Annotated in this window: 21 protein-coding genes; 10 read left to right on the top strand and 11 right to left on the bottom strand. The window is 62.9% G+C overall.

Annotated elements, in window-relative coordinates:
* From Q8O80_RS18510 to Q8O80_RS18530, 5 genes are all read left to right on the top strand, one after another.
* The coding region (locus tag Q8O80_RS18510) for an AMP-binding protein (RefSeq protein ID WP_305582019.1) at positions 1-839 on the top strand (839 nt) is incomplete at its 5' end.
* A gap of 3 nt (positions 840-842) precedes the next feature.
* Positions 843-2,084: a thiolase family protein gene (locus Q8O80_RS18515; RefSeq protein WP_305582021.1), complete on the top strand. Its 1,242-nt coding sequence runs from the start codon at positions 843-845 to the stop codon at positions 2,082-2,084.
* The gene (locus tag Q8O80_RS18520; RefSeq protein WP_305582023.1) at positions 2,084-2,845 is read left to right on the top strand and encodes an SDR family NAD(P)-dependent oxidoreductase; all 762 of its coding nucleotides are present in this window, start codon (positions 2,084-2,086) and stop codon (positions 2,843-2,845) included. Before Q8O80_RS18515 ends, Q8O80_RS18520 begins: the two co-directional genes overlap by 1 nt.
* Before the next feature lie 8 nt (positions 2,846-2,853).
* Positions 2,854-3,273, top strand: coding sequence for a thioesterase family protein (locus Q8O80_RS18525; RefSeq protein ID WP_305582025.1), 420 nt, complete (start codon positions 2,854-2,856; stop codon positions 3,271-3,273).
* Positions 3,270-4,064 (top strand): crotonase/enoyl-CoA hydratase family protein, encoded by a 795-nt coding sequence (locus Q8O80_RS18530; protein WP_305582027.1) that lies wholly within the window; start codon positions 3,270-3,272, stop codon positions 4,062-4,064. The genes Q8O80_RS18525 and Q8O80_RS18530 overlap by 4 nt, the downstream gene beginning before the upstream one ends.
* A 5-nt stretch (positions 4,065-4,069) precedes the next feature.
* Here the strand turns inward: Q8O80_RS18530 and Q8O80_RS18535 are convergent, their stop codons facing one another.
* The gene (locus tag Q8O80_RS18535) at positions 4,070-4,546 is read right to left on the bottom strand and encodes a MarR family winged helix-turn-helix transcriptional regulator (protein WP_305582029.1); all 477 of its coding nucleotides are present in this window, start codon (positions 4,544-4,546) and stop codon (positions 4,070-4,072) included.
* Positions 4,547-4,933: 387 nt separating this feature from the next.
* Between Q8O80_RS18535 and Q8O80_RS18540 the strand changes: the two genes are divergently transcribed.
* From Q8O80_RS18540 to Q8O80_RS18550, 3 genes are all read left to right on the top strand, one after another.
* The gene (locus Q8O80_RS18540) at positions 4,934-5,482 is read left to right on the top strand and encodes a TRAP transporter small permease (RefSeq protein WP_305582030.1); all 549 of its coding nucleotides are present in this window, start codon (positions 4,934-4,936) and stop codon (positions 5,480-5,482) included.
* Entirely contained in the window at positions 5,479-6,801 is a 1,323-nt protein-coding gene (locus Q8O80_RS18545) for a TRAP transporter large permease (protein ID WP_305582031.1), read from the top strand. Before Q8O80_RS18540 ends, Q8O80_RS18545 begins: the two co-directional genes overlap by 4 nt.
* 105 nt (positions 6,802-6,906) lie before the next feature.
* On the top strand, positions 6,907-7,929 hold the full coding sequence (locus Q8O80_RS18550; protein ID WP_305582034.1) for a TRAP transporter substrate-binding protein: 1,023 nt from the start codon (positions 6,907-6,909) through the stop codon (positions 7,927-7,929).
* Positions 7,930-8,121: 192 nt separating this feature from the next.
* Here Q8O80_RS18550 and Q8O80_RS18555 read toward each other — a convergent pair whose 3' ends face one another.
* From Q8O80_RS18555 to Q8O80_RS18575, 5 genes are all read right to left on the bottom strand, one after another.
* Positions 8,122-9,252: an iron-containing alcohol dehydrogenase gene (locus Q8O80_RS18555; protein ID WP_305582036.1), complete on the bottom strand. Its 1,131-nt coding sequence runs from the start codon at positions 9,250-9,252 to the stop codon at positions 8,122-8,124.
* A 150-nt stretch (positions 9,253-9,402) separates the two neighbouring features.
* The gene (gene araD1 / locus Q8O80_RS18560; RefSeq protein WP_305582038.1) at positions 9,403-10,398 is read right to left on the bottom strand and encodes an AraD1 family protein; all 996 of its coding nucleotides are present in this window, start codon (positions 10,396-10,398) and stop codon (positions 9,403-9,405) included.
* Positions 10,399-10,485: 87 nt separating this feature from the next.
* Complete coding sequence (locus Q8O80_RS18565) at positions 10,486-11,475, bottom strand: TRAP transporter substrate-binding protein (protein WP_305582040.1); 990 nt, start codon at positions 11,473-11,475, stop codon at positions 10,486-10,488.
* A 20-nt stretch (positions 11,476-11,495) separates the two neighbouring features.
* Complete coding sequence (locus tag Q8O80_RS18570) at positions 11,496-12,773, bottom strand: TRAP transporter large permease (protein WP_305582042.1); 1,278 nt, start codon at positions 12,771-12,773, stop codon at positions 11,496-11,498.
* Positions 12,770-13,282, bottom strand: a complete 513-nt coding sequence (locus Q8O80_RS18575) for a TRAP transporter small permease (RefSeq protein ID WP_305582044.1) — start codon at positions 13,280-13,282, stop codon at positions 12,770-12,772. The genes Q8O80_RS18570 and Q8O80_RS18575 overlap by 4 nt, the downstream gene beginning before the upstream one ends.
* 139 nt (positions 13,283-13,421) lie before the next feature.
* Here Q8O80_RS18575 and Q8O80_RS18580 point away from each other — a divergent pair, with 139 nt between their 5' ends.
* Positions 13,422-14,423 carry a LysR substrate-binding domain-containing protein gene (locus Q8O80_RS18580; RefSeq protein WP_305582046.1) on the top strand — a complete coding sequence of 334 codons (1,002 nt, stop codon included), beginning with the start codon at positions 13,422-13,424 and terminating at the stop codon, positions 14,421-14,423.
* A gap of 495 nt (positions 14,424-14,918) precedes the next feature.
* Positions 14,919-16,091 carry a copper-containing nitrite reductase gene (gene nirK / locus Q8O80_RS18585; RefSeq protein WP_305582048.1) on the top strand — a complete coding sequence of 391 codons (1,173 nt, stop codon included), beginning with the start codon at positions 14,919-14,921 and terminating at the stop codon, positions 16,089-16,091.
* 79 nt (positions 16,092-16,170) lie between these two features.
* Here nirK and Q8O80_RS18590 read toward each other — a convergent pair whose 3' ends face one another.
* From Q8O80_RS18590 to Q8O80_RS18610, 5 genes are read right to left on the bottom strand one after another with little or no spacing between them, the layout of a single operon-like run.
* Positions 16,171-17,229, bottom strand: a complete 1,059-nt coding sequence (locus tag Q8O80_RS18590; RefSeq protein WP_305582050.1) for an osmoprotectant NAGGN system M42 family peptidase — start codon at positions 17,227-17,229, stop codon at positions 16,171-16,173.
* Complete coding sequence (locus Q8O80_RS18595) at positions 17,226-18,041, bottom strand: FadR/GntR family transcriptional regulator (RefSeq protein WP_305582052.1); 816 nt, start codon at positions 18,039-18,041, stop codon at positions 17,226-17,228. Before Q8O80_RS18595 ends, Q8O80_RS18590 begins: the two co-directional genes overlap by 4 nt.
* Positions 18,038-18,847 (bottom strand): ATP-binding cassette domain-containing protein, encoded by an 810-nt coding sequence (locus Q8O80_RS18600; RefSeq protein WP_305582054.1) that lies wholly within the window; start codon positions 18,845-18,847, stop codon positions 18,038-18,040. Before Q8O80_RS18600 ends, Q8O80_RS18595 begins: the two co-directional genes overlap by 4 nt.
* Positions 18,844-20,628 carry a dipeptide/oligopeptide/nickel ABC transporter permease/ATP-binding protein gene (locus Q8O80_RS18605; protein WP_305582056.1) on the bottom strand — a complete coding sequence of 595 codons (1,785 nt, stop codon included), beginning with the start codon at positions 20,626-20,628 and terminating at the stop codon, positions 18,844-18,846. The genes Q8O80_RS18600 and Q8O80_RS18605 overlap by 4 nt, the downstream gene beginning before the upstream one ends.
* A complete protein-coding gene (locus Q8O80_RS18610) occupies positions 20,625-21,572 on the bottom strand; it encodes an ABC transporter permease (protein WP_305582058.1) in 948 nt (315 codons plus the stop codon). The genes Q8O80_RS18605 and Q8O80_RS18610 overlap by 4 nt, the downstream gene beginning before the upstream one ends.
* Between the last annotated feature and the right edge of the window lie 14 nt (positions 21,573-21,586).

Below are 21,586 nucleotides of genomic sequence, written 5' to 3' on the forward strand. Positions count from 1 at the left end.
AATATGCCGGGGCGGGCCTGTCGCAGCATGTGTTCGAGGGACTGGACCGCGCCGCCCGCGCTGAAACCGGTGAGCGGGTAATGATCATTACCGGCTACGGCTCGACCGAAACGGCGCCGATTGCCTTCACCACCACCTGGCCAGTCACCGAGGCGGGCCATATCGGCCTGCCGGCCGCCGGCATGACGGTCAAGCTCGTGCCTGATGGTGACAAGACCGAGCTGCGGATAAAGGGACCCAACGTCACCCCCGGCTATTGGCGGGACGCCGAAAAGACGGCGGAAGCCTTTGATGATGAGGGCTTCTACAAAATCGGCGACGCGGTACGCCGCGCCGACCCCGACGACCTTGCCAAGGGCTTTGTTTTCGATGGCCGGGTTACCGAGGACTTCAAGCTGTCGACCGGCACCTGGGTGAATTTTGCCGCCGTCCGCGCCGCCACTATCGCCGCCTGTGTGCCGCTGATCCGCGACGTGGTGTTGACCGGGCTTGATCGTAATTTCATCGGCGCAATGATCTTTCCCGATCTGGAAGCCTGCGCTCGCCTGGCCGGCCTGTCGCCGCATACCGATGCGCAAACCATTCTGGCCCATGCGGCGGTTCGGCAGAAATTCACCGATGGTCTGACCGCCCTGGCGCAACGGGCCACCGGTAGTTCCAACCATCTGGCCCGTGCCCTCGTTCTGACCACCGCACCTGATATCGACAAGGGCGAGATCACCGACAAGGGCTCGATCAATCAGAGGGCCGTGCGCACCCACCGGGCTGATCTGGTTGCGGCTCTATACGCCGACCAGCCTGGCCCCGACATTATCCTGCTGCCCCGGAAAGGCGCCTGAACCATGAGCAAAGGTCTCCGCATCAGTTTTGACGATGCCTGGCTACTGGGTGGGGCTCGCACCCCGTTCGTTGATTATCGCGGCGTGCTGAGCGACATCTCGCCCATTGATCTGGGCATCAAGGCGGCACGCGCCGCTATTCAGCGCACCGGAGTCAAGGCTGCCGACATTGGCCACACCATCGCCGGGTCGATGGCGCAGGCCTCGTTTGACGCTTATGTCACCCCGCGTCATATCGGGCTTTACGCGGGCGCGCCCATCGAGGCACCGGCCCATCTGGTGCAGCGCATTTGCGGCACCGGGCTCGAAGTCATTGCGCAGGCCGCTGACTCGGTATCACTGGGCCGGGTTGATCTGGCGCTGGCCGCCGGCTGCGAATCCATGAGCCGCAACCCCATTGCTGCCTATACGCATCGCAACGGCTTCGCCATGGGCAGGGTCGAGTTCAAGGACTTCCTGTGGGAAGCCCTCTACGACCCCGCCGGTTGCGTCAATATGGGCGACACGGCGGAAAACCTCGCCCGGCAATATGGTATTTCGCGCGAGCGGGTGGACCGCTTCGCCGAACGCAGTTTCACGCGCGCGCTCGCCGCCCGCGATGCCGGCATCCTGGCTGAGGAAATCGTGCCGGTGATCAGCGAGAGCTTTGAAATCGACACGCTCGAGCCGCGTGGTATCAAGCTGCCGCGCGGCGTGCCGAGCGTTGACGCCGACACCCATATCCGCAGCTCCACATTTGAGGTGCTGTCAAAACTCCGCCCGGCCTTTGGCGGCGTACAGACCGGCGGCAACTCGTCGGCCATTGTCGACGGGGCAGGCGCGGTTCTGGTCGCGTCATCAGCTTATGCCAAGGCCAATGGCCACACACCCATCGCGCGCATTCTGGCCAGCGCCGCCGTTGGCGTGCCGCCACAGATCATGGGTATCGGTCCCGCTCCGGCCATTCGCGCCGTCCTTGAAACGGCCGGCATGACCCTCGATCAGATCGACCGCATCGAAATCAACGAAGCGTTCGGCGCGCAGATACTCGCCTGCGTCGATGAACTGGGGCTCGATGAGGACAAGCTCAACGTCAATGGCGGTGCTATTGCCATCGGGCACCCGCTCGGCGTGACGGGCATCCGCCTCGGTCTCACCCTCGCTCTCGAACTCAAGCGCTCGAATACGCGCTACGGCATTGCTTCGGCGTGCATTGGCGGCGGGCAGGGGATTGCCCTGCTGATCGAAAACCCCGAGGCCGCGTAATGGATATTTCGGGCAGGACCGCTTTTGTCACCGGCGCGGCTTCTGGGCTTGGCGCCGCAACGGCGCAGGCGCTGGCGGCGCTAGGGGCCCGCGTCGCGATTTTCGACCGCAATGCCGAACTTGGCGAAGCCGTGGCCCGCCAGCTCGGCGGCCAGTTCTTTGCCGTCGATGTCGCTGATGCGGCCAGTGCCGAAGCCGCAATCGATGCTGCCATCGCGGCATTGGGTACGCCCGCCGTGCTGGTCAATTGCGCCGGCATCGGCACCGCAGCCCGCATTGTCGGGCGCGATGGCCCCATGCCGCTCGACGCGTTCAGTCGCATCATCAATGTCAATCTGGTGGGTAGTTTCAACATGATGCGGTTGACAGCGCACGCCATGTCGCTGGCCACACCCGACAGTACCGGCCAACGCGGGGTTATCATCTCGACCGCCTCTGCCGCTGCCTTCGATGGCCAGATCGGGCAGGCCGCCTATGCCGCGTCCAAGGGCGGCGTCGTCGCGCTGACCCTGCCTGCCGCCCGCGAGCTGGCCCGCTTCGGCATCCGCGTGCTGGCGATCGCGCCTGGCCTTTTCCTCACGCCATTGCTTGAAGGCTTGCCCCAGCAGGCGCAGGACAGTCTCGGCGCTTCCATCCCCCATCCCGCCCGCCTCGGACGCCCCGATGAGTTCGCAGCTCTGGTCCGGTCCATGGTCGAAAACGATTATCTCAATGGCGAAGTGGTCCGGCTCGACGGCGCGCTGCGCATGGCCGCGAAATAGGAGACATCATGTTCAGCCGCACCACCCAGGTCGAAATCCAGTTCGGCGATTGCGACCCCGCCGGGATTGTCTACTACCCCAATTATTTTCGCTTCTTCGACAACGCCACGGCCGGCATGCTCTCGGCCGCCTTTGCCATGCACAAGCGCAACTGGCTGGACCATTATGGCATTGCCGGTATTCCCATGGTCGATACCGGCGCCCGCTTCCTGCGTCCCAGCAGCTTTGGCGACATGGTCGAGATCCGCTCCGAAATCACCGAGCTGGGCCGCTCCAGCTTCTCGGTGAAGCACACGCTGCTCAATAACGGCGAGATCGCGATTGAAGCGCACGAAAAACGTGTTTGGGTGGCGCGCACCCCTGAAGGCGGCATCCGCTCTACGCCGCTCCCCGATGAGGTTCGTCAGCTTCTGGAGGCCGCGCCGTGACCGCCTTGCAGGGACAGACAGGGTCAATTGCCGATATACTGCTGGTCGAGGTGAAAGACGCCATCGCCCATCTGACGCTCAATCGCCCGGAAAAGCGCAACGCGCTCAATGACGATCTGATCGCCGCGATCGACGCCTTCTTTGCCGCCGTCCCGGCGGACACGCGCGCCATTGTCGTCAGCGGCGCGGGCGGGCATTTCTCGTCGGGGCTCGATCTCTCCCAGCATGTGGCGCGCCAGCCGCTGGACGTCATGGCCCATTCGCGCAACTGGCACCGCGTCATGGCCCGGATTGCCAATTCGCCCATCCCTGTCATCGCCGCCATGAATGGCGCCGTGATGGGCGGGGGCCTGGAATTCGGCGCCACCTGCCATGTCCGCGTGGCCGAAGAAAATGTCCGCTTCCAGATGCCGGAAGGCCTGCGGGGAATTTTTGTCGGCGGAGGCGGTTCGGTGCGGATTTCCAAACTGATCGGCCCTGATCGCATGACCGAGATGATGCTGACCGGACGGACCTATTCAGGCGCAGAAGGCGAGCGGCTCGGACTGGCCCACCATGTGGTGCCCGAAGGTCAGGCGCTGGCAAAGGCCTTCGAACTGGCCGGCCGCATTGCGAAGAACTCGCCGACAATCAATGCCTTCATCATTGAGGCGATTGCCCAGATCGGCACCATGCCGCCCGAAGCGGGGTTCTATGCCGAAAGTCTCACCGCCGCGCTGAGCCAGAGCGGCCCTGACGCTGAAGAAGGGCTGCGTGCCTTCCTTGAAAAGCGGCCGCCGGTGTTTCGCTGATGGGATCAGCTTAGCCGCTCGAGCATGTCGACAAACCGGTCGCGCGCCTGAGGTCCGCCCAGTTGTGTCACCAGGTCCTGTTCCATGGCCTCGTGCAGCGTGCGGGCATGGTTGAGGAACGCCGTACCGTCCGCCGTCATGTGCAGGGCGTTGGCGCGTTTGTCGTCCCGGGCCGGCCGGCGCTCGATCAGGCCGCGCGCTTCGAGTTCATGCGCCAGGGTCACGAAATTGGCGCGCTTGATGCCCAGCGCCGCAGCGATTTCCGTCTGCTTGCGCCCCGGATTGTCGGCAATCAGCACCAGAACCGAATATTCTGCGGGCCGCAGTTGCAGCGTCTCGAACACCGTCAGGAAGCGCTGGAACACGTTCAACTGCGCCCGTCGCAATCGATAGCCGATGATCCCTGTCGCGGCCGCTTCGCGCAGTGAATCATCGGCCAGGAAACGATCAGCAGCGGATTTTTCTGGGTCAGAATTACCCATAGTTCAGCACCTCAAGCCCAAGGACAACCCTTGCTACATCCATTGCATTTAGTTATATAGAATAACATTGTTATTTGGGAGGATGGCAAGTTGGCAGATGTAGGCATATCCCATTTAGGGCGCAGGTTAAGCAAGGATCGCCTTGCAATCCAGCGCGGGGCTACCGCCGTCAGGGCGATGACCATGGATTTGTCGCTTTCAGCCAATGCGCCCCGGTAACGGCGGTATCTCATAACCAATAGGTTATCAATTAGCGTGCAAATGTTATGTGCATGCGTCTGGCCAGTGCCAGCAGTGGACAGCAGGCAAGGGGGAATGAATGCAGAATACTCACCGGGAAATCCCTGCGCGCGGGGGCGCCGCATGGCCGCGAACGGAGGCGGGTGCGTGACCCTGTTTCAGGATGACTCCATGCTTGGACGCCTCGTGCATGGCCTGGCCAAGTGGATGGCAGTGGCCGGCGGCATTGTGCTTGTTGCAGTCACGGCGATGATGATGATCAGCATCATCGGCCGCGCCCTGATCTGGGCCGGGCTGAAGCCGGTACCCGGTGATTATGAACTCGTCTCGGCCGGCATGGGGTTTGCGATCTTCGCCTTCATGCCCTGGACGCATCTGCAGCGGGGACATGCCATGGTCACCCTGCTTACCGACTCCTTCGGCCGCCGTGCCAATCAGTTTATTCTCGTCATCACCGATCTTTTGATGTTGGCGGCAGCCAGCTTCATTGCCTGGCGCCTCTATTATGGCATGCTCGACAAGTTCTCCTACAAAGAGACGACGCTGCTGCTGCGCATGCCGCTGGGGTGGGGCTATGCGGCGGGCCTGGTGGGGGCCGTCGTCCTTGTCCTCGTCGCCGCCTGGGTGCTGGGCCGCTCCATCAGCTACGCCATCACCAACAAGTCCGAGCCGCGTCGTATGGGAGCTGAACTGTGACGCCTTTGATCCTGGGCCTGCTCGCCTTTCCGGCTGTTCTGCTGCTGATCTTCCTGCGCGTGCCAATTGGCCTGGCCATGCTCGGCGTCGGCATGCTGGGCAGCTTTCTTGTCACGGGCAATTTCAATCCCGTCGCCGCCCAGTTCAAAAATCTCACCTACGGCACCTACGCATCCTATTCGCTTTCGGTCGTGCCACTGTTCCTGCTGATGGGCCAGTTTGCCACGCTCAGTGGCATGTCGGCAGGGCTGTTCAATGCCGCTGCGGCCTGGCTGGGCCATCGCAAGGGCGGCATCGCGATGTCGGCCATCGGGGCCAGTGCGGGCTTTGGCGCCATTTGTGGCTCTTCGCTCGCGACAGCCGCCACGATGGGGCAGGTCGCCTTACCCGAATTGCGCAAGTATGGTTATTCGGGCGCGCTGTCGACCGGGGCGGTCGCGGCGGGCGGTACGCTGGGTATTCTTATTCCGCCCTCGGTCATTCTGGTGATTTTTGCCGTACTGACCGAGCAGAACATCGCCAAGCTGTTCATGGCTGCCTTCATTCCAGGCATCCTGGCAGCAGTTGGATATCTCATCGTCATTGCCATCTATGTGCGTGTCCGGCCGGATTCGGGCGGTGTGCGCGAACGCATGCCCTATGCGCAGCGCTTTGCCGAACTGTTCAAGGTCTGGCCCGTCATCATCATATTCGGCCTGGTCATCGGCGGCATCTATGCGGGTATCTTCACGCCCACCGAGGCAGCCGCAGTCGGTGCGGCGGGCACCGGTCTCGTCGCCCTGTCGCGGCGTTCGCTCAGCCGGCAGGCGATCATTGAGGCCTTTCTGGCAACGGCGATGTCCACGGCCATGATCTTCCTGATCGTGCTGGGTGCGGCGGCGCTCAACGGCTTTCTGGCGCTATCGCAATTGCCCCAGGTCAGCGCGAGCTGGGTGGTGGAGCAGGCCTTCAACCCGTGGATCGTCCTCGTTATCGTTCTGGTGTTCTACCTGATCATGGGTTGCGTCATGGATTCCCTGTCCATGATCTTGCTCACCGTGCCGATCATCTTCCCGATGATGAGCGTTCTCGATTTTGGCCTGGCGCCGGACGACTTTGCCATCTGGTTCGGGATTCTGGTTTTGATCGTGGTCGAGGTCGGGTTGATCACGCCCCCGGTCGGCATGAACCTGTTCATCATCAATTCCATGTCGCCACAGACGCGCCTGTCCGACACCTATCGCGGCGTCCTGCCTTTCGTGGCCAGCGACATCGTGCGCACCGCCATTCTTGTCGCCTTTCCGTCGATCACCCTGTGGCTGGTCTGGCAGCTCTTTTAGGAAGGCGACAATGACCTGCTTCGTCAGGGGTGATGAGGAGATCACTGCCGACGTTGACTGATTAAACACTGTGGCCAAGACGGCCAGATCACCGGAGGAAATCGAATGAAGACCAAAATGTTCGTGATGGGTGCCTTGGCCATGTTGGCCATGTCTTCCACTGCTTTCGCGCAGGAGGTCACGCTGCGCATCCACCAGATGTTGCCTTCCCAGGCCGCGATCCCGGCCAGGGCCATTGAACCATGGGCCGCCAAGGTGGCCGACGAATCTGGTGGTCGCATCAAGTTCGAGCTTTACCCCGCAATGCAGCTCGGCGGCACGCCCGCTGATCTTTTTGATCAGGCCAAGGACGGCGTGGTCGATATCATCTGGACGGTGCTGGGCTATACCCCAGGCCGCTTCCCCAAGTCTGAAGTTTTCGAACTGCCCTTCATGACGGGCGACGCTGCGAGCGGATCAGCGGCGTTCTACAACTATGTGATGGCCAATTCTGCCGATGAATTTGCCGGCGTTCACGTCATCGCGCTGCACGTCCATGGCCCGGGCCTCTTCCACTCCAAGGATCCGATCAATTCCCTTGAAGACCTGCAGGGTATGAAGGTACGCGGTGGCTCGCGCATCATCTCGTCCATGCTCGCCCAACTCGGGGCCGAGCCGGTCGGCATGCCTGTCCCCCAGACCACCGAAGCGCTGTCAAAGGGTGTTATCGATGCCACGACAGTTCCCTGGGAGGTGACACCCTCCCTGCGTATTTCCGAGCTCGTCAAGAATCACACCGGCTTCTCGGGCGACAAGGGTCTCTATAGCCAGACGTTCGGTTTCGTCATGAACATGGATAGCTACAACAATCTGCCCGACGACCTGAAGGCGATCATCGATGCCAATTCCGGCATCGAAATGTCCCGTCAGTTCGGTCGCGTCATGGATGATGGCGACAGTTCTGGCCTGGGTGTTGCCGTCAAGCTCGGCAATAACCTGGTGCAGCTCGACGACGCCGAAACCGCCCGCTGGCGCGCGGCCGCCCAGCCCACCATCGATGGATGGTTCGCCGAAATGTCCGCGCTCGGGCTTGACGGTCCGGCCCTCTACGCTGCGGCCGAGGCTGCCATCGCTGCCGAAGCCCAATAGCCACAACTGAGCTGAAAAACGGGGTCGGCTGGAGCAATCCAGCCGGCCCTTTGCCTGTCAAGGCTGCGCGGGGATCGTGGAGCTGTCGCGGCGCGATCGGGACGGTGCTGCCAAGGTCGCCAGGACGCCAGCGTCGCCGACCTCTATCTCTCGGCAAAGTGCACTTCCAACCGTCTTGGACCGGCAAGTCCCCTAATGGCTCTCTTGGAGAATTTTGATGAAGTCCGGTGCCTCGATCGGTCGGGGATTGGACGCTGTGGAGTGATCCATGACCGCGTATTGGGCGATCTGCTCGAAGCAGTCCGCAGTTACGCCCATCTTACCCAGCGTTGCCGGTAGTCCCAGCCGCTGCGCAAGTGCGGCCATCTCCACAGCCAGATCCGCATGCTCCGACAGGCCCAGCGCGGCCTGAATACGCGCATACTTTTCTTCGCTGCCCACGCTGTTGTAGCGCAGTACCGCCGGAAGCAGCACAGCATTGAGCGTGCCATGGTGAAGCTTGACCGACTTCAGCCCACCGAGCGGGTGGGATAGCGAGTGCACGGCACCCAGGCCCTTCTGGAATGTCAGGCCTCCCTGAAGGGCGGCCATCATCATCTCCCGCCGAGCAGTGCCGTCGGCGCCGTTCCGTGTGGCAGTCTCAATCCATTTTGCAGCGCGGGCCAGACCATCCAGAGCGATTGCATCGGCCACCGGATTGAACCGGGGACTCAGAAAGGTTTCGATGCAATGGGTGATGGCATCCATGCCTGTCGCCGCCGTGAGATAGGGGGGCAGCCCAAGGGTAAGGTCAGGATCACAAATGGCGACGTCGGGGATCATGTAGGGAGAAATGAAGCCAAGCTTGCGTCCATCCTCAAGGGAAACCAGCGCCGCCCGACCCACCTCGCTGCCGGTGCCCGCAGTGGTGGGCACTGCAATGACGGGCGGCTTGTTCGCGGTAATCCGCTCCAGCCCACCCAGAATTGCGGCATACTGCTCCAGCGGCCCCGGGTGGGTCGCCATGAGCGAGACGGCCTTTCCCAGATCGATGGCCGATCCTCCGCCGACCGCCACGATGCTGTCGCAGCCGGTTGCCTTGAACTGCTCGGCGGCACGTATGGCTGCAGCTTCGGTGGGGTTTTCGGGCGTGTCGTCGAACACGGCAGTGTCTTGCTGAAGGCCGGATTTGGCCAGCACGGTCGCGAGCAGACCGGCCGCGACGATCCCCTTGTCCGTAACGATCAGGGGACGTGACATACCGAGGCGCTGCAATTCGTCGGCGAGCAATGTGACGGCTCCCGCTTCGAACTGAATGCGCGTCAGATACTGAATTAGGGCCATTTGGTTTCTCCTGTCTGTCGCCGAAGGGTTTAGGCCCTATGCAACCGCTGCGAAACCCGGCTCAACTGCGGTTGCCAAGAATGTCGCAATAGACGCCATGCACCCCAAGTGGGTTGGCCCCGCACTTTAGAGGATGCGGGGCCAGTGTCGCTAGAGCGACTTGATCGGGGTCAGGCCGTTCCTGGACGGCACCAGGGAAATGGCGTTGCTCAGCGGTCGGCCAAATTCGGGGATGCTGATCTCGAACACATCGCCGACCTGGGTCTTGATGCCGTCGCCGAACGAGGCGACCGACGTACCCATGAACTGCACATGCACATCGCCTGGACGCAAGAACTGGTCATATTTGAAGTGGTGATATTCCAGGTTGGCCAGGGAATGGCACATATTGTCCTCCCCGGTTGGGAATGATTTCTCCCACAGGGTCTGGCCGTCGCGCAGGATGCGGACATTGCCCACCAGGTTGGATGGCAGATCGCCGATAAAGAGCTCCGGGCCATAGGCACAGAAGCGCAATTTGGCGTGGGCGAGATAGAGGTAGTTCTTCTTTTCAGTGACGTGGTCGGTGGTTTCGTTGCCCACCGCAAAGCCAACGCGCCAGGGCGCACCATCGGGGGCAATGACGTAAAGTCCGACGACCTCGGGCTCCTCGCCTGAATCCTCGGCAAAATCGGGCATTGGCAGATCCTGGCCGGGACGCGAGACGATCGACCCATCGCCCTTGTAGAACCACTCCGGCTGAACCCCAGCCTTGCCGGTCTCGGGCTTGCCGCCTTCGACGCCCCATTTGAAGACGCGCATGGAGTCGTTGAGTTCGGCTTCTGCGCCGGCAATCTTGGCGTGCATCTGGCTGCGCGCGGCGGCGCTGCCGGTATGGGTCAGGCCGGTTCCGGCAATCACGGTATGGGCTGGATCTTCGTGGTCAAGCGGCGGCAGCACGCGACCGGCCGCCATGAGCGCGTCATAGTCATGTGCCTCGCCTGTGCCGCGCTTGTTGACCTCATCGGTCAGCGAACTGCCGGCAGCAATGGCGTCGAGCGCCAACTGACGTACGGTGGCCGTGTCGTTGAGGGTGAGAATGGCATTGCCGTCAACCACGCCCACGGCGCGTGCGCCATCGGTACGCTCGAACTGAATCAGCCGCATTAGGATACTCCACTGTCTTTGAAAAGAGGCGGCCGCCAGGGGCCGCCCAAGTGGGAGGCGGTCATCCGCCTCCCGTTCAGGGCCGCCTTAGTTGGCGATGCCCATATCTTCGCGTGCTTGCTGGATCAACTCGGCGCCGATGGTTTCGGTGAATTCCTCGACCACCGGGGCGACGGTCTCGCGCATGCGGGCCATTTCCGCGTCCGACAACCGCGTCACTTCCATGCCCTCTTCCTCAAGCAGACCGACAAGGCGGTCCGCGTTGCTGCGTGACAGGTCGCGCTGATAGACAGCCGATTCATGAGCCGCTTCCATCACCAGCGCCTGGTCTTCCGCCGGCAGACCCTCGAACCATGGCTTGCTGGCCAGGAGCAGATAGGGCGTGTAGACGTGGCCGGTGAGGGCGAGATGGTCTTGCACTTCATAGAAGCGGCTGGAGTGGATCAGGCCAACCGGCGTTTCCTGGGCGTCCACGGCGCGCGTCTCCAGCGCGGTGAAGAGCTCGGGATAGGGCAGCGGCACCGGATTGGCACCCAGGGCCGTGAAGGTGGAGATGAAGAGTGGGTTGGGGATCACGCGAATGTTGAGCCCGGCCACGTCATCAACGGAATTGATTGGGCGAACGCCATTGGTCATGTGACGGAAGCCGTTATCCCAATAGGCCAAACCGACCATGTTCAGCGCGTCGAGCTTGGCAAACAGCGCATCACCGACGCGACCGTCCATGACCTTGTCCACGGCTTCGAAGTCGGGGAAGAAGAAGGGCAGGTCAAAGATCAGATATTCAGGGATGGAACCGACGAGATTGGACGTGGGACCGACCATAATTTCCATGACCCCACCCTGCACCGACGACTGCATCTGCGGCTCGTTGCCCAGTGTGCCATTGCCGAACTTCTGCAGCTCGATGCGACCCTCGGTCTTTTCGGCAACAAGTTCGGCGAACTTGTTGACGCCCTGGCCAACGGGATGTTCCTCGACCGGCACATAGCCGATGCGGGCAGTCTGGGCGGCTGCAGGCAGGCTGGCCGAAACCAGCACCAGGGCCGTAGCAGCGAGCAGTTGAGTCAGTTTCATTGGTTTCCTCCGGTTGTTGATCAGTAAAAGAGTTCGAGCGGGCCCGTGACGATGACAGGAAACAGGATCAGCAGGATCAGCACCGCGATTTCGGCGAACAGGAAGGGCACCACGCCCACCACTGCCTTTTCGAGCGGGATGCGGGCGACACCGCTGACGGTGTTCAGCACCGCACCCACTGGCGGGGTGATCATCCCGATGGCCGCACAGATGATGAAGACGACGCCGAAATAGATCGGGTCGATCCCCGCTGCGTTGACCACCGGCATCAGCACCGGCACCAGGATGGTGATGGCCGGGGTGAAGTCGAGCACGCTGCCGATGATGAAGACGCCGAGCATCATCAGCGCCATCAGCAGGATGGGCTGGTCGATAAACGGGCCGAGGAAGCCGATCACCTGGGCCGGTACATTGGCGACGGTGATCAGGAAGGCCGTGACGCTTGAAGCGGCAACCAGCAGCATGATGATTGCGGTGAGCTTGGCCGATGCCAGAAGGCAGTCATAAAGACCCTTGAGTGTCAGCTCGCGGTAAATGACCATGCTGACGAACAGGGCATAGGCCGCCGCCACGATACCCGCTTCGGTTGGCGTGAAGACGCCCATGCGCAGCCCGACAATGATAATAACCGGCAGGAGCAACGCCCAGATGGCGTCGCGCAGCGACCGCAGTACATCCCTGGCGTTCTTGCGTGGTAGCGTCGGCGTCTGGTCCCGGCGTGCGATGAACCACCAGGCGGCAACCAGGCTGAAGGCCATCAGCAGGCCTGGCACAATCCCGGCTATGAACAGCTTGACGATCGACAGATTTGCCGTGACCCCCAGAACGACGAAGCCGATTGACGGCGGAATGACCGGGGCGATCACGCCGGTGGCGGCCATCAAACCCGCGGTCCGGCCCACCGGATAACCGGCTTTGAGCATAATGGGCAGCAACATGATCGCAAGGGTCGCGGAATCGGCGATGGCCGAGCCCGATAGCGCCGCCAGCACTACGCCGGTGCCGATCACCACATAGCCCAGACCCCCGCGAAGATGGCCGAACAGGGCCATGGCCACGTCGACGATGCGGCGTGACAACCCACCGGCTGTCATCAGTTCGCCGGCCAGCATGAAGAATGGAATGGCCATCAGCGGATAGCTGTCGGCACCGTCGATCATCTTCTGCGCCAGGATCTGGGGATCCATCATGCCCAGCATCCACATCATGGCAATGGCGCAAACCATCAACGCGAAGGCGACAGGAACGCCGATAGCCATGGCGCCGCCGAGTGAGGCGAGGAAGACGATGGCGCTCATGGGCTGGATTCTCCGGCCGGCATGACATTGGGCTGCAGCTGGCTGTGGTCGCCCCGCGCAGACCGGTAGAGATTGAAGATCAGGATCAGGGCCCAGCACACGGCGGCGACGATGCCCGCGGCATACATCCAGCCAACCGAGACGCCTGAAAGCGACATATGGTTGCCCCAGTTGACCTGCGTCTGGCGCAGGCTGCCCTGGAAGACCAGCCAGCAGCACCACAGCATCAGCAGGTGCGCGACCCACAGGGACACCACGCGAAGCCGGGGTGACAGGCGGTTGATCATCGCATCGACCGAAATATGCAGGCCCTCACGCAAGGCGACGACGCTGCCCAACATGATGATCCAGACAAAGATCAGGCGTGATATTTCCACCGATATTGGAATGCCCGAGCGCAGGCCGTAGCGCAGCACCACGTTCCAGAACACCAGCAAGCACATAATGGCCATGCCAAGGACGAGCAGATGCTCCATCCAGCGAAACACGACAAATCTGGATTTCTCCACCCGGCAGCCTCCTCATGCGCAACTCTTGTCTGGCACACTGGCCGATCTTGGTTGTCGCGCATGTTGAGTTGTCTAGCGGCGGCGAGCTGGATTGTATAATGAGGTGTTCTGATAAAGGTATGAGAAAGAGTTATACCCCTTGTTGCCAACACTCGAATCCATGGCGGCGCGCCTGCGCCTGCGCCATTTTCGACTGCTCATCGCTATCGACGATCTCGGCTCGGTCCAGAAGGCGGCAGAGGCCGTTGCCTTGACCCAGCCAGGCGCTACGAAGGCCCTGCAAGAAATCGAAGCGGCGATGGGCGAGCAATTATTCGTCCGCGACCATCGCGGTCTTGAGCCGAACGAACTGGGTCACTGCGTGATCCGCTATGCGCGGATGGTGATGACCGACATGCGGCATCTGCGCGAGGAGATGAAGGCGGTGCTCGAAGGGGTAGGGGGGCGGCTTTCGATTGGCATGATCATGGGGGCCGTGCCGCTTGCCATGGAAGCCTTGTCGCGCCTGCTGGTCAAACAGCCCCAATTGTCGGTCCAGGTGCATGAGGATACCAGCGCCCGCCTGCTCCACCTCGTTGATGACGGCCGGCTCGATATCGCCATATGCCGCACCAGCGTCAGCCACCGTCCCGAGCAGTACCGCACGGTCAAGGTCAAGGACGAGCAACTGTGTGTCGCGGTCAGTGTGCACCATCCCTGTGCCAATCTCAGCGCCGTCACCCTCGATGACGTAGCGGACTACCCTTGGGTGGTCTGCTCGGCCAATATGCCCATGCGCCGACTGCTGGAACGCGAGTTCAATGAGTACGACTTGCAGTTCCCGCACAATCTGGTGGAAACGACTTCGGCCTTTGCCACCATGTCCCTGATGCGGCACAGCCATCAGCTGGTGGCGCTGCTCTCGACCGATGTGGGCAATTTCTTCTCGGAGTCTGCCGCCATTCGCGTCCTGCCGCTCACCCTTCGCACGCGGTCCGAGCCCTACATGTTGGTGACCCGGTTGGATCGAACCGATTCTCCAGTCATGCGGATGTTCATCGACAAGCTTGTTGGTGTCGAGGCCTGCTCCGAACCGCAGTCGGCCATGTCCGAACCAATCCACGATGCCCCGAAGCCGATATCGGCGCCCGCTCTGACGTAGCGCCAAACGGCACCTTTTCCTATCCTGCGGGCGTCAACTTCCAGGGCTACCGCAAGGGCTTCGCTATGGCTGATTGGGCGCTCAGCGGACATATCAGTGCAGTTCTCCATTGGCAGAGGCGGGCCAGACTCTAGTCGGGCCTGACGATGCTTGTCGTGTCCTGCGGGCCGGCGGTTTCCATCAAGGCCGACCTCGCTCCAGCGCGCTGCCCGGCACGGATGCCATGAACCGGGACATGGTGCCCGGTGCCAAGGATGAGGCAAGTTGATGGTCGAGGGAGCGGAGGCGGCGGAGATTTGGACGCTGCCGGGCGCCCCGAAACGGCCGAGTCTCAATCTGGTCACGAACAGGACGCACAGTGACAGTGTGGCTCAGCGATCTACGCCGAACTGGCGCCTTGAAATCTCACCGATCTGACGGGCGCAGCGCTCGCAACAACTGATCGGGCGGCGCCTGTCAGAAAGTGGTCTTCCCCAAACAAGGAGAGAAAAACATATGACGGACGAGAAAGATGACACCCTGCGCAAGCCGCAGACCGGGACCAATCTCAGCCGCCGCAGCCTGCTGGCTGGATCAGCGGGTCTCACCTTCGCAGGAGCTGTGGGTGGAACAGCCCTGGCTCAGGATGCGGGCAGTGCGGCTGCCAGCCAGCAGGCGGCCCACATGTCGCATGGCACCACCAGCCTGAGTGGTCGGCTTTATCAGGTCAATCCGGGAATGACCGAACACAATGACATCGCCCATGATCCAGCCGATGTCCCAGCCCCGATCACCCGGCGCGAGCCGCAGACTGTTCGCGTCGATCTCGAGACAATCGAAGTCGAGGCGCATCTCGATGCCAACAGCACCTTTCGCTTCTGGACCTTCAACGGCCGCGTGCCGGGTCCATTCATCCGCGTTCGGGTGGGCGACACGGTGGAGTGCTACTTCAAGAATGCCGAAGACAGCTGGATGGCGCACAACGTCGATTTCCACGCCACCACCGGACCGGGTGGCGGTGCTGTGCTAACCACGGCGCTGCCGGGCGAGGAGTTCGCCTTTCGCTTCAAGGCCCTCAATCCGGGCCTTTACGTCTACCACTGCGCTGTCGCCCCGGTTGCCCTTCATATTGCCAACGGCATGTATGGCATGATCCTGGTCGAGCCAGAGGAGGGCCTGCCCCCCGTCGACCGCGAGTTCTACGTCATGCAGGGCGAAATCTATACCGAGGAGACCTTCGGCACGGCGGGCCTGCTGACCGAGAGCTATGACAAGCTGCTCAACGAACGCCCGGAATATTTTGTCTTCAACGGCCATGTCGGCGCGCTGACCGAGCATTTCCCGCTCAAGGCCAATGTCGGCGAGACGGTTCGCATCTTCTTCGGGGTGGGCGGTCCGAACTTCACATCGTCCTTCCATGTGATTGGCGAGATATTCGACCGTGTCTATATGCACGCCTCGCTAACGAGCCCCCCGCTGACCGACGTTCAGACTGTCACGGTGCCACCCGGCGGGGCGGCGGTCGTCGAGTTCAAGTGCGAGGTTCCCGGTCGCTACGTGCTGGTGGATCACGCCCTGTCGCGTGCCGAGCGCGGACTGGCCGGTTACCTGATCGTCGAGGGCGAAGAACAGCCTGACATCTTCGGGCCAATCGGCGAACCGCCGGATCCCGAAATGTCCGGTCACTGACCAGGCAGGCGGCCCCGGCACTGCCGGTGGCCGCCGCCACCGAAGACCCTAACGCGGTGTGTTCGAAACCGGTAGCAGCTCAATCCTGGCGGTTCAGACTGTCTGCCGGCGCAAGATCGGCTCCCAGATAGGCAACCAGCAATTTGCCGAGTTCCAACAGGGAGGAAGCGTGGGTTCGCTCCCAGCCGTGCGAGCTGTCGAGCGAGAAGCAGACCAGGCCGACGCGGAGGTCCCACCCGGCTTCCACCGCCGCGGCGCTGTCCGAGCGGTAGTGGCGGAAGGTATCGCGTTCGTGCCGGATGCCGTCGCGCTGACACAGGTCCAGCAGCTGGCGGGTCATGCGCGCGTCAAACGGCCCCTGGCGGTCCCGTATGGCGATGGTGACGGCGTCGTCGCGCGAGGCCTGATTGGGTGCGGTGACGGCATTGTCGATGGCGAGCAGTTCCTCGACATCGGGGCCAAAGCCATGGGTGCCGCCAATGCCGATTTCCTCGCCGATGGTGAACATGGCCTGGAAAGGCACCGACACCTTGACCTGTCCGTCGGCAATCGCCTTCAGCACGGCCAGGAGGGTTGCACAGCCGGCCTTGTCATCGAGATGACGCGAGACGATGAACCCATCCACCACTTCGGGCTGGGCATCGATGGCGACCATGTCGCCGACATTGAAACCGGCGGCGCGCAGGCTGGCCAGGTCAGGCAGCATGGCATCGACGCGGATTTCCAGATTGTCCCAGTCGGCGGGCTGGCTATCGACCTCGGTATTGAAGCGATGGCCGGAGGCCTTGAGCGGCAGGATGGTGCCGCGGTGTTCGCCGGCATCGGAAAAGACGGTGACGCGGGCGCCCTCGGCGAAGCGGGCCGCCCAGGTGCCGGTATTGCGCAGGGCCAGCCGGCCATTGGGCTTGAGCTCGCTGACCATGGCGCCAAGCGTATCCAGGTGCACCGCCAGGGCGCGGCGGGGGGCGCCGTCGCCCACCTCGACATAGAGCACACCGCGACGGGTGTAGCGTGGGGTATAACCCAGCCCGCGTAGCCAGCCATCGACAAGGTCTGTTGCGCGTCCGGTCATGCCGACGGGGCTGGGGGTTTTGAGCAGTTGCAGCAGGCGGTCGAGGAGATAGTCCTGATCAATCATGCGGTGCGGCGCTTTCTGGTACGGGCCGGCGTCACCTCTTCGATCAGGAAGCGATCCATCAGCTTGGCCTGCAGATCGAGCATGTGCTGTTCGGCCTCGGCCATATGGACTGAAAGAATGGCGGCGGCCGCCTCAGTATCGCGGCGCCGCATGGCGACGATGAGATCGCGCTGGTGCTGGATGCCGCGGGCGCGGGACACCGGCTCGGGGTGGACATAGATGTCCTGCGCGATGGTGAGGTCCTTGAGCAGGCGCTGCAGGAAGCGGCAGGTGAAGGCCAGTATGGGATTGTCGGAATACTGGGCGACGACACCATGGAAGTCGAGCTCGGCCATGCGCTGGTTCCAGCGCTCGGTGGCGTCCGCCGGTTCGTGGTCGTAGATGCCGATGATCGCCTCGAGGCGCTTGAGGCCGGCCTCATCGATATGGGGCGTGGCGCTGGCGGCCACCTGCGGCTCGAGTACCTTGCGCATCTCATAGATATTGGCGATGGACAGGTTCTTGGCGAAGAGGAAATTGGATAGCAGGCTCATCGCCCGGCCTTCCGACATTCGCTCGATGAAGGCGCCGCCGCCCGGTCCCGTGCGCATCGAAATCAGCCCCTGAACTTCAAGCGATTTGAGCGCCTCACGCACCGTGCTCTTGCCGGCGGCGAACTGGGAAATCAGGTCGCGTTCCTGCGGCAGGCGGTCGCCCGGCGCCAGGCCGTGCTCAACGATCATGCGCTTGATAGCATCGACGATTTCGTCGGTCCGCTTGCGGCGGGGACCTGCCGCGGCGGCAGGAGTCTCAGGGGAGTCGTGTTCGCTCATAGAGGGCTGTCCGATACCGTGAGGCGTGGGGCGCTGGCGATCAGGGCCCTGGTGTAATCGTGTTGCGGGGCGGCAAAAAGCTGGGCGGCGGGGCCGGTTTCCACCACTTCTCCCAGATACATGACCGCGACCCGGTCGGAAATCGATTCCACCACGGCCAGGTCGTGACTGATGAAGAGATAGGACAGGCCAAGCTCGTCACGCAATTGCTGGAGCAGCAGCAGCACCTGCGCCTGCACCGAAACGTCGAGCGCGCTGACCGGCTCGTCGAGCACCAGAATACGCGCCTCGGCAGCAAGAGCCCGGGCAATGGCAATGCGCTGGGCCTGTCCGCCGGAAAATTCGTGCGGATAGCGCTCGAGCGTGTCGAGCGGCATCTGCACCGCATCGACCAGCTCCTGCTTGCGGCGGGCGCGATGGTCGCGGTCGTAGCCACACAAGAGGCGCAGCGGCACGTCGAGAATGTCACCAATGGTCTTGCGCGGATTGAGCGAGGCGACCGGGTCCTGAAACACATACTGGATGGCGCGGCCAAAGGCGCGCGTGCCGGATGCGGCCAGTTCGGACCACGGCTTGCCCTCGATGGCCATGCTGCCTGCGGTCGGGTGTTCCAGCCCGACCAGCATGCGCGCCAGGGTCGACTTGCCCGAGCCGCTCTCGCCGACAATGCCCAGCGTCTCGCCGCGTTCAAGGGTCAGCGAAATGCCCCTGACCGCGTGGACCTCACTGGCGGCGCGACCGAACAGATTGCGCCCGCCGCCGAAGGTCTTGACCAGGTTCTGCATATCAACTGCCGGCTGGCTCATGGGCGCGTCTCCTCGAACAGCGGGCGGACGCGGTCAAGGAAGGCATGGCCTTCGCCCAGTTCCGGCACGCAGGCGATCAGGCGCCTTGTATAGTCGTGCTGGGGATCGCGCAGGATGGAGGCTGTGTCTCCCTGCTCGACGATCTGGCCATCCTTCATCACCGCCACGCGGTCGCAGACCTGGGCGACGACGCCGAAATCGTGGGTGATGAGCAGGAGCGCCAGACCGCGCTCGCGGCGCAGGTTCTGCAGCAGTTCGAGGATGCGCGCCTGCACCGTTACGTCCAGGGCCGTGGTGGGTTCGTCGGCGATGATGATGTCGGGATCATTGGCCAGGGCCATGGCGATGCCGATGCGCTGGCGCTGCCCGCCCGAGAGCTCATGGGGGTAGGCGCTGGCCCGCTCGGCGGCGTCGCGGATACCCACCGTTTCCATGAGCTCAAGGGCCCGCTGGTGGGCCTCTCGCTTGCCGACGTGATTGTGCGCCATGACGGCTTCGGCAATCTGGGTGGCAACCGGGAAGAGCGGGTGCAGCGTGGTGAGGGGATCCTGGAACACATAGGTGACGCGGGCGCCGCGCAGGGCGATCAGCTCCTGCTGGCGCAGCGCGAGCACATCCTGTCCACCGATATAGACCGCGCCGCCGGTGATGACGCCGGGCGGCGAGGCCACCAGCCCCATGAGCGACAGCGCCGTCACCGACTTGCCCGAACCGCTTTCGCCGATAATGCCGAGGCACTCGCCCTTGCCCAGGCGAAAACTGACGTCGCGGACGGCCGGCGTGACCGCGCCGCCATTGGCAAAGCCGGTGGAAAGGTGTTCGACCACCAGCACCGGCGCATCGGCCAGGCTCGCTGCGGGCGTGTTTTTCCGCTCGATGCGCGTGACCGATAGCGGGCGATCGAGCGCGCCCGACCGCAGGCGGGGGTCGAGCACGTCACGGATGCCGTCACCGAGCAGGTTGATGCTCATCACCAGCGCAAAGATCATGAGGCCCGGGATGATCGAGGCATGCGGCGCCGTGAACAGCTGGGCGCGCGCCTGTCCGAGCATGGAGCCGAGATCGGCTGTCGGCGGCTGGGCGCCCAGGCCCAGAAAGGAGAGCCCGGCAGTCTCCAGGATCATCCAGCCCACGGTGGTGGACATGGTGATGACGACGACCGGCAGGACGTTGGGCAACACCTCGGTGAACAGGATCGCGACGTGACCCTTGCCCGACAGGCGCGCCGCGTCGACGAATTCGCGATTGCGGATGGATACGGTCACGCCCCTGATATTGCGGGCGAAGAAGGGAATGTTGACCAGCGCAATGGCGTAAAGCGCGTTGAGCAGACCAGGGCCCAGCGCCGCCACGATTGCAATGGCCAAGAGGATATAGGGAAAGGCCATGAGCATATCGACAAAGCGCATCAGCACGCTGTCGGCAACGCCGCGGGCATAGCCGGCCACCAGGCCGATCAGCGAGCCAAAGAGGGCCGCGAGCGCGGTGGCGCTGACCCCGACGATGAGGGAAATCTGGGTGCCCCAGATCAGACGCGAGAGGATGTCGCGACCCAGATGGTCGGTGCCCAGCAGGTGGCCCTGGCTGAGCGGTGGCAGCAGGCGATTGGGCTGATCGGTCATATTCGGGTCCGGCATGGGCAGCAGCGGCGCCAGAATGGCCACGACCAGAATGAAGCCGAAGATGAACAGGCCCGCCGCCGCGAGGCGGTTGGCCATCAGCAATTGCCAATTGCTGCGGCGCTTGCTGGAAGAAGGCGGGGTGGTCACGCTTTGGGTCATGCCTTGAGCCTCGGATCGAGCATGGCCTGAGCGACGTCTGCCAGCAGGTTGACCAGAACATAAACCGTGGCCGCGACGAGAACGCCGCCCTGCACAAGCAGGAGGTCGCGGGTGGAGACGGCCTTGACCAGCATCTGGCCGAGGCCGGGCCATTGGAACACCGTCTCGATATAGACCGCGCCGCCGAGGACGAAGCCGGCCTGGATGCCCAGCACCGGAATGACCGAGACCAGCGCTGCGCGGAAGGCGTGACGGTAGATGACCGCATTTTCGCTCAGACCCATGGCCCGGGCCGTGCGGATGAAATCCTGGCGCAGCACTTCGAGCATGGCGGCCCGGGTCAGGCGGGCGACGACGCCGGTGGCGACAATGGCCAGGGTGCCGGCCGGCAGTATCAGATGGCGCAGCAGATCAGCCAGATCGCCCCCGCCATAGACGGCATACATGCCCGAGGCGGGCAGCAGGCGCCACTGCACGGCAAAGAACAGAATGAAGACCAGCCCGAGGAAGAAAGCCGGCATGGAAATGCCGACCAGGACGAAAAATGTGACGATGCGGTCGGTCCAGCCGAACTGGCGCACGGCCGAGGCGATGCCAGCGAGAATGCCGACGACGGAACAAATGACCAGTGATGCGCCGGCCAGGATCAGCGTGGCACCAAAGCGCTCGATCACCTCGTCGAGAACCGGGCGATTGAGGATATAGGAGCGCCCGAAATCGCCCTGGAGCAGATTGCCCACCCAGATGACATATTGTTCGGGCCAGGAGCGGTCGAGGCCGAGCGCGCGATTGATGCGGGCGACGTTTTCCGGCGTGGCATAGGAGCCGAGCAGGGCCTGGGCGGGGTCGCCGGGGATCAGCTTCATCACCAGAAAGACAATGACGGAAAGCCCCAGGATGACCGGGATGGCGGCCAGCAGACGCTTGCCGATATAGGCGGTCATGTTTGTCCTCCTCA

Source organism: Devosia sp., assembly GCF_030689745.1.
In the GTDB taxonomy this organism is placed as follows: domain Bacteria; phylum Pseudomonadota; class Alphaproteobacteria; order Rhizobiales; family Devosiaceae; genus Devosia; species Devosia alba.